The organism is Demequina sp. (assembly GCF_024642165.1).
Taxonomy (GTDB): domain Bacteria; phylum Actinomycetota; class Actinomycetes; order Actinomycetales; family Demequinaceae; genus Demequina.
This window is the reverse complement of sequence record NZ_JAHEBP010000127.1, coordinates 1-5,777: the sequence shown is the minus strand read 5'-3', so window position 1 is coordinate 5,777 and position 5,777 is coordinate 1. Positions and strand designations below refer to the sequence as shown.

6 protein-coding genes are annotated in these 5,777 nt (G+C 70.2%); 2 read left to right on the top strand and 4 right to left on the bottom strand.

What is annotated here, in order from left to right; translation table 11 throughout:
* Positions 1-1,044 (top strand): class I tRNA ligase family protein (locus Q0L54_RS10015; protein WP_296667752.1); only part of this gene is annotated, 1,044 nt, incomplete at its 5' end.
* A 78-nt stretch (positions 1,045-1,122) separates the two neighbouring features.
* Here Q0L54_RS10015 and Q0L54_RS10010 read toward each other — a convergent pair.
* Positions 1,123-1,764, bottom strand: coding sequence for a TetR/AcrR family transcriptional regulator (locus tag Q0L54_RS10010; RefSeq protein WP_296667750.1), 642 nt, complete (start codon positions 1,762-1,764; stop codon positions 1,123-1,125).
* A gap of 64 nt (positions 1,765-1,828) precedes the next feature.
* Between Q0L54_RS10010 and Q0L54_RS10005 the strand changes: the two genes are divergently transcribed.
* Positions 1,829-2,929, top strand: coding sequence for an NAD(P)-binding domain-containing protein (locus Q0L54_RS10005; protein WP_296667747.1), 1,101 nt, complete (start codon positions 1,829-1,831; stop codon positions 2,927-2,929).
* 62 nt (positions 2,930-2,991) lie between these two features.
* On the opposite strand, the gene Q0L54_RS10000 is transcribed toward Q0L54_RS10005, so the two are convergent.
* The 3 genes from Q0L54_RS10000 to Q0L54_RS09990 all read right to left on the bottom strand — a co-directional run.
* Positions 2,992-3,921: a DUF559 domain-containing protein gene (locus Q0L54_RS10000; RefSeq protein ID WP_296667745.1), complete on the bottom strand. Its 930-nt coding sequence runs from the start codon at positions 3,919-3,921 to the stop codon at positions 2,992-2,994.
* Between the two features lie 236 nt (positions 3,922-4,157).
* The gene (clpX, locus tag Q0L54_RS09995; protein ID WP_296667743.1) at positions 4,158-5,414 is read right to left on the bottom strand and encodes an ATP-dependent Clp protease ATP-binding subunit ClpX; all 1,257 of its coding nucleotides are present in this window, start codon (positions 5,412-5,414) and stop codon (positions 4,158-4,160) included.
* Positions 5,415-5,646: 232 nt separating this feature from the next.
* Positions 5,647-5,777 (bottom strand): ATP-dependent Clp protease proteolytic subunit (locus Q0L54_RS09990; protein ID WP_296667754.1); only part of this gene is annotated, 131 nt, incomplete at its 5' end.

Sequence of the window (5,777 nt, the reverse complement as noted above, 5' to 3'; positions counted from 1 at the left end):
GAGCACGGCACGCTGCCGTGGAGGCATGCGGCGATCTCGGGCTGGATCCTGGACCCGGACCGCAAGAAGATGTCGAAGTCCAAGGGCAACGTGGTCACGCCCATGGGCCTGCTCGAGACCCACGGCTCCGACGCGGTCCGCTACTGGGCCGCCGCCGCACGCCTGGGCACCGACGCCGCCTTCGACGAGGGCCAGATGAAGATCGGGCGCCGCCTCGCGATGAAGGTGCTCAACGCGTCCAAGTTCGTGCTGGGGGCGACCGGCATCGCGACCGCCGCCGGGGCCTCGCTGGAGTCGGGCGTGAAGGCAGCCTCCGCGGTCACCGCTGCCGCCGTCACGGAGCCGCTCGACCGGGCCATGCTGTCCGCGCTGGCGGACGCGGTCGACACCGCCACCCGCGCTCTCGAGGGGTACGACCACACGCGCGCGCTCGAGGCCGCCGAAACCCTGTTCTGGACGTTCTGCGACGACTACCTGGAGCTGGTGAAGGCGCGTGCCTACGACGGCGCGGCGCCGGGCGAGGCGATCGACCCGCACGCACCGTGCTCCCCGGGCGCCGCATCGGCACGCGCCGCGCTCACGCTGGCGCTGCACACGTTCCTGCGCCTGTTCGCACCGGTGCTGCCGTTCGCGACCGAGGAGGTCTGGAGCTGGTTCCAGAACGGCTCGGTGCACCACGCGGCATGGCCGGAGTCGGGTCACCTGCGTGAGGTGGCGGGCGTGACCTCAGCGGGTGCACCCCTGCTGGCGGCCTCAGGCGAGGCGCTGTCCGTCCTGCGCAAGGTGAAGTCCGAGGCGAAGGTGTCGCAGCGCACGGAGATCGAGTCCATCGACCTGCTGGTGCCGGAGGCCAAGGTGGCGCTCGTGCGAGCCGCGAGCGCGGACCTGCGCGCGGCGGGCCGCGTGCGGTCCATGCAGATCGTGGACGCCACGGCGGCGCTGGAGCCGGGAGTCGACGGCCTCGCGCCGGAGGACGGCTCGGCGGACGAGATCGCGGACGTCACGGTGATGCGAACGGAGAACGCGGTCCTGGCTGCTCAGTAGGCGCCCGTCGCGCCCGCCCGGGGGAACTCACTGACGGTCTTGGAAGATTTCTGACTGCTGCGGGGAACTGACGGTCGCTCAGGGTTCGATCAGCGCCGCAGCGAGCGTCTCCTCGACCCACGCGGCGTACTCCCCCAACGTCCAGCCCTCCTGGCCCACCAGCTGCGCGTAGGTGTGCGGGTGTCCGATGCTCCAGATCACGGCCGCGATACTTTCCCGCGGAAGCCGCCGCGCGTCCGGCCGCGAGAGCAGCTGGTCCGCGGCGAGCCCGTAGTTGTGCAGCCGCTGCGACGCGCGGGCGCGCTCGAGCTCAGCGATCCGCTGGTCATGTCCGGCGGCCTCTCGAATCAGTTCCATCACGGGCGCGACCCGCGGCTGGACTTCTGCGAACCACGCGGCGAGCATCGTCACGTACTCACGCGCCGTGGCGACTGCCGCCCCGCGCTCCGCCATGAACTCGGGCACCCTGCGGGGTGCGTCGGGCCCCGTGGCGGCCGCCTCGAGAACCGCGTCGAGCACCTCGCTCTTCGAGCCCACCGCGTTGTAGACGGTCTGCACCGCAACCTCGGCCTCGGCGGCGATGTCCGCGATGGACGTGCGCGCATAGCCATCGCGCTCCATCAGCCCGCGTGCGGCCCCCACGATCCGGTCGCGAGTCGCGGCCGTGTGGCGGCGATGGGTATGGGTCGCTCGTGCCCGACTGCGCTTGACGTCTTCCACCTTGTTAGAATAGCATTCCATTTATTGGAACGTGGTTCTAATGACTCGTGTCGGGAGGTGTGCCATGAATGATCGCCAGGACGTCATCGTCATAGGCGGGGGCCAGGCAGGGCTTGCGGCGGGGTACCACCTCGCGCGCGCCGGAGCACGCTTCGCCATCCTCGACGACCGCGCAAGAACGGGCGACGCCTGGCGCGACCGGTGGTCGACGTTGCGGCTGTTCACGCCCGCGCGCCACGCGGCCCTGCCCGGTCAGCCCTGGGACATGGCCGGCCGCGACTACCCCTCCCGCGACCAGGTCATCGACTACCTCGACGGCTACGCGACCCGATTCGCCCTCCCCGTGACCCACGATGCCCGCGTGCTCTCCGTGACCCGCGATCCGCACGGCTTCACCGTCACCACTGAGGACCGCACGTGGCACGCGCGCGCGGTGATCGTGGCCACCGGCGCCACCTCCCTCCCGCGCATTCCTGCGTTGGCGGCCGAACTCGACCCGCGCATCGTGCAGTTGCACTCGAGCGCGTACCGGGACCCGAGCGGCCTACCCGAGGGGCGGGTGCTCGTCGTGGGCTACGGCACCTCGGGTGCGGAGATCGCCCTCGAGTTGGCGCAGGCCGGCCGCGAGGTCACGATCGCCGGCAAGCCCACCCCCCACCCGCCGAACGCGGTGCTCGCCATCGCCGGCGGTGCGTGGTGGCTCGTGCTGACTCGGGTGCTGACCCGGCGGACCCCGATCGGACGCAAGGTGGCGCCCCACGTCACGGCGCACGGAGCACCGCTCATCCGCATCTCGCCTCGCGACGTCGAGCGCGCCGGCGTGCGGCACGTGGGACGCGTCTCTGGCGTCGCCGACGGCCACCCGGTCGCGGACGGCGCGGCGCAGCAGGTCGACGCCGTCGTGTGGTGCACCGGGTACCAAGGCGACTTCGCGTGGCTCGACGTCGCGGGGCTGCGCGTCGACGATCGCGGCTATCCCGTGGCACCGTTCGGGCTCGTCGACGGCGCGCCCGGGCTCGGGTTCGTGGGCATGCCGTTCCAGACGCGGCTCGCCTCGCCACTGCTCGGCGGCGTTGGCGACGATGCGGCGCTGGTGGTGGAGTCGATGCTGGCCGGCCTGGAAGCTCGGGTCGAGCCCGACCGTGGAGCGGCTGCGGCGGCGTGACAGTGCACCTCCGCTAGCGACCCCGCGTGCGATGAACCTGCACCTGCAGTCCACCGCCGCCCTCATCGCGCCGTCCTCGCCTCGATCACGCCGCGCACCAGCGCGCGGCACCACTCCGGCCGCTCCGTGATGTCGCGATAAGTGAGGCGCACGGTCTGGATCCCGATGCGCGCCAGGTCGGCATCGCGGCGCAGGTCCCGTTGCCGTTGCAGCGCGTCACCGTGGAACTGCTCCCCGTCGAGCTCGACGGCGGTCATGGTCACCGCGTCGTACATGTCGAGCCGATACGTCCGCCCCGACGCCCGCACGCTGTGCTGGCGAGCGAATCGCGCGAAGTCCCGCGTGTTGAACACGGTCCACAGACCCTTCTCCTCGAGAAAGCTTTCAGCGCCGCGACGCGCGGACTCGATCCGTCGCACCAGCTCCTTGCGCGCGAGGCACCGCGGTACCCGGTCGAGTGTGGACCGCAGCCCCTCTGGAGAGACGAACCCCGAGCGCACCGCGCGGTAGAGCGCCTCGGATCGGCGGCCCGGCGGCAGCATCCCGTAGCCGTGGATGACCGCGAGGTCCGGGCCTACCACCGTGGCGCGGCCGAGCCGCACCGTGGGAGGCATGAATGTAAGGCGACGGATCTTGACCCACGCCGGCGGATACGGACGCTCCGCGTGCGGGACGGCGATCTCGATCTGCTCGGGCGGCTCCTCCACGAATCGCCAGGCGAAGAGCGCCGCGACGCCCGACAGTGCGGCGTTGGGCCCTGCCCATAGCAGCGCCGCGTCGGCCTTCGCGGCGAAGGAGTCCGCGTGGACCGCCGAGACGTACGCGTTGGGAAGCACCCTGACCGCCTCCCCGCGCTCGATCGCGGTGCGCGCCTTGCGCTCCGAGGCCAGCCCCGCGAGCTCGTCGAAAGTGAACGCGCGCGGGTGACGGCGAAGGGTCTCGGTCAGCGAGCCCGTGGTCGCCGCCGTTGGCAGGGGCCGGAGGTGGGTCATGTCTCCGTTCTACGGGCGCGCGTCGAGTGCCGATGCGGGTGGCAGCCGCTGGCAGGAGGGTCGCGCCGCCGGCGCGACCCGGGGACATCGCTCGGGGAGGCGACGAGACGTCGCTCAGTTCCCCACAGCAGTCAAGATTCGCCCGAAACCGTCCGTGAGTTCCCCATAGCGAGGCTCGGGTGGTTTGAGTGCGGGCGCGGGTCGAGCGGGGGCGGGTTCGGGGGAACGCGGGCGGGTTAGGCCGCGCCCTGCTCCTCGACCCGGCCCTCGTACTCCGGCATCGCCCGGGAGATCACCGTGTCGCGGGTGACGACTACGCGAGAGACGTCGTCTCGACCGGGCACGTCGAACATCGTGAGCTGGAGGACCTCCTCCATGATCGCGCGTAGGCCACGCGCGCCCGTGCCGCGCTCGAGCGCCTGCTCGGCGATCGCGCGCACCGCCTCAGGTTCGAACTCGAGCTCCACGTTGTCGAGCTCGAACATGCGCTGATACTGCTTCACCAGCGCGTTCTTGGGCTCCGACAGGATCGACACCATCGATTCGACGTCGAGCGGGGTCACCGTCGCTATCACCGGCATGCGCCCGATGAACTCCGGGATCAGGCCGAACTTGTGCAGGTCGCTGGGCGTGACCTCCGAAAACAGGTCCATGTTGTCTGCTTCTTTGAGCGTTGCGCCGAAGCCGATGCCCTTGCGTCCCACGCGCGAGCTGACGATCTCCTCGAGCCCGGCGAACGCGCCGCCCAGGATGAACAGCACGTTGGTGGTGTCGATCTGGATGAACTCCTGGTGGGGGTGCTTGCGCCCGCCCTGCGGCGGCACGGAGGCGACGGAGCCCTCGAGGATCTTGAGCAGCGCCTGCTGCACGCCCTCGCCCGACACGTCGCGCGTGATCGATGGGTTCTCGGCCTTGCGGGCCACCTTGTCGATCTCGTCGATGTAGATGATGCCGCGCTGGGCCTTGTCGACGTCGTAGTCCGCCGCCTGCAGCAACTTGAGGAGGATGTTCTCGACGTCCTCGCCCACGTATCCGGCCTCGGTCAGGGCCGTCGCATCGGCGATCGCGAAGGGCACATTGAGCATCTTCGCGAGGGTTTGCGCCAGGTACGTCTTGCCGGTTCCCGTGGGGCCGATGAACAGCACGTTGGACTTGGCGATCTCGATCTGATCGTCGTCGTCCTTCACCCGGGTCTCGCCCGCTCGCACGCGCTTGTAGTGGTTGTACACCGCCACAGACAGGGCGCGCTTGGCCTGGTCCTGTCCCACGATGTACTGACCCAGGAAGTCGAAGATCTCGCGCGGCTTCGGAAGCTCCGTGAGCTCGGCCTCGACCTGCTCGGCGAACTCCTCTTCGATGATCTCGTTGCAGAGCTCGATGCACTCATCGCAGATGTACACGCCGCCGCCCGCGATGAGCTTGCGCACCTGCTTCTGCGTCTTGCCGCAGAAAGAGCACTTCAGCAGGTCGCCGCTGTCAGCGGGTCGATTCATCCGGGGACTCCTTTCGGGTGCATAGTCCTCGCGTGCACCGTGATGCCCTTCCAGGCTACCCACGGGCTCCGACATGCGCGGGGCGGCGCGCCGGGCCCGACAGGGCGATCCACCCCTAGCAGGCAGGACATTCCGGCCCGATGCCGGATCGTGACCTCGGGGTCACATGGACGAAACGCGGCGAGGGGCGCCGGCGCGTGGCCGGCGCCCCTCGCGAGCGAGCTTCGTGACCCTACGCCTTAGCGGGATGCACGGTCTGGATGCCCTTGCGGGACTCGAGCACCTGGTCGACAAGCCCGTACTCCAGCGCCTGCTGCGCGGAGAGGAACGTGTCGCGCTCGATGTCCTCGCGCACCTTCTCGG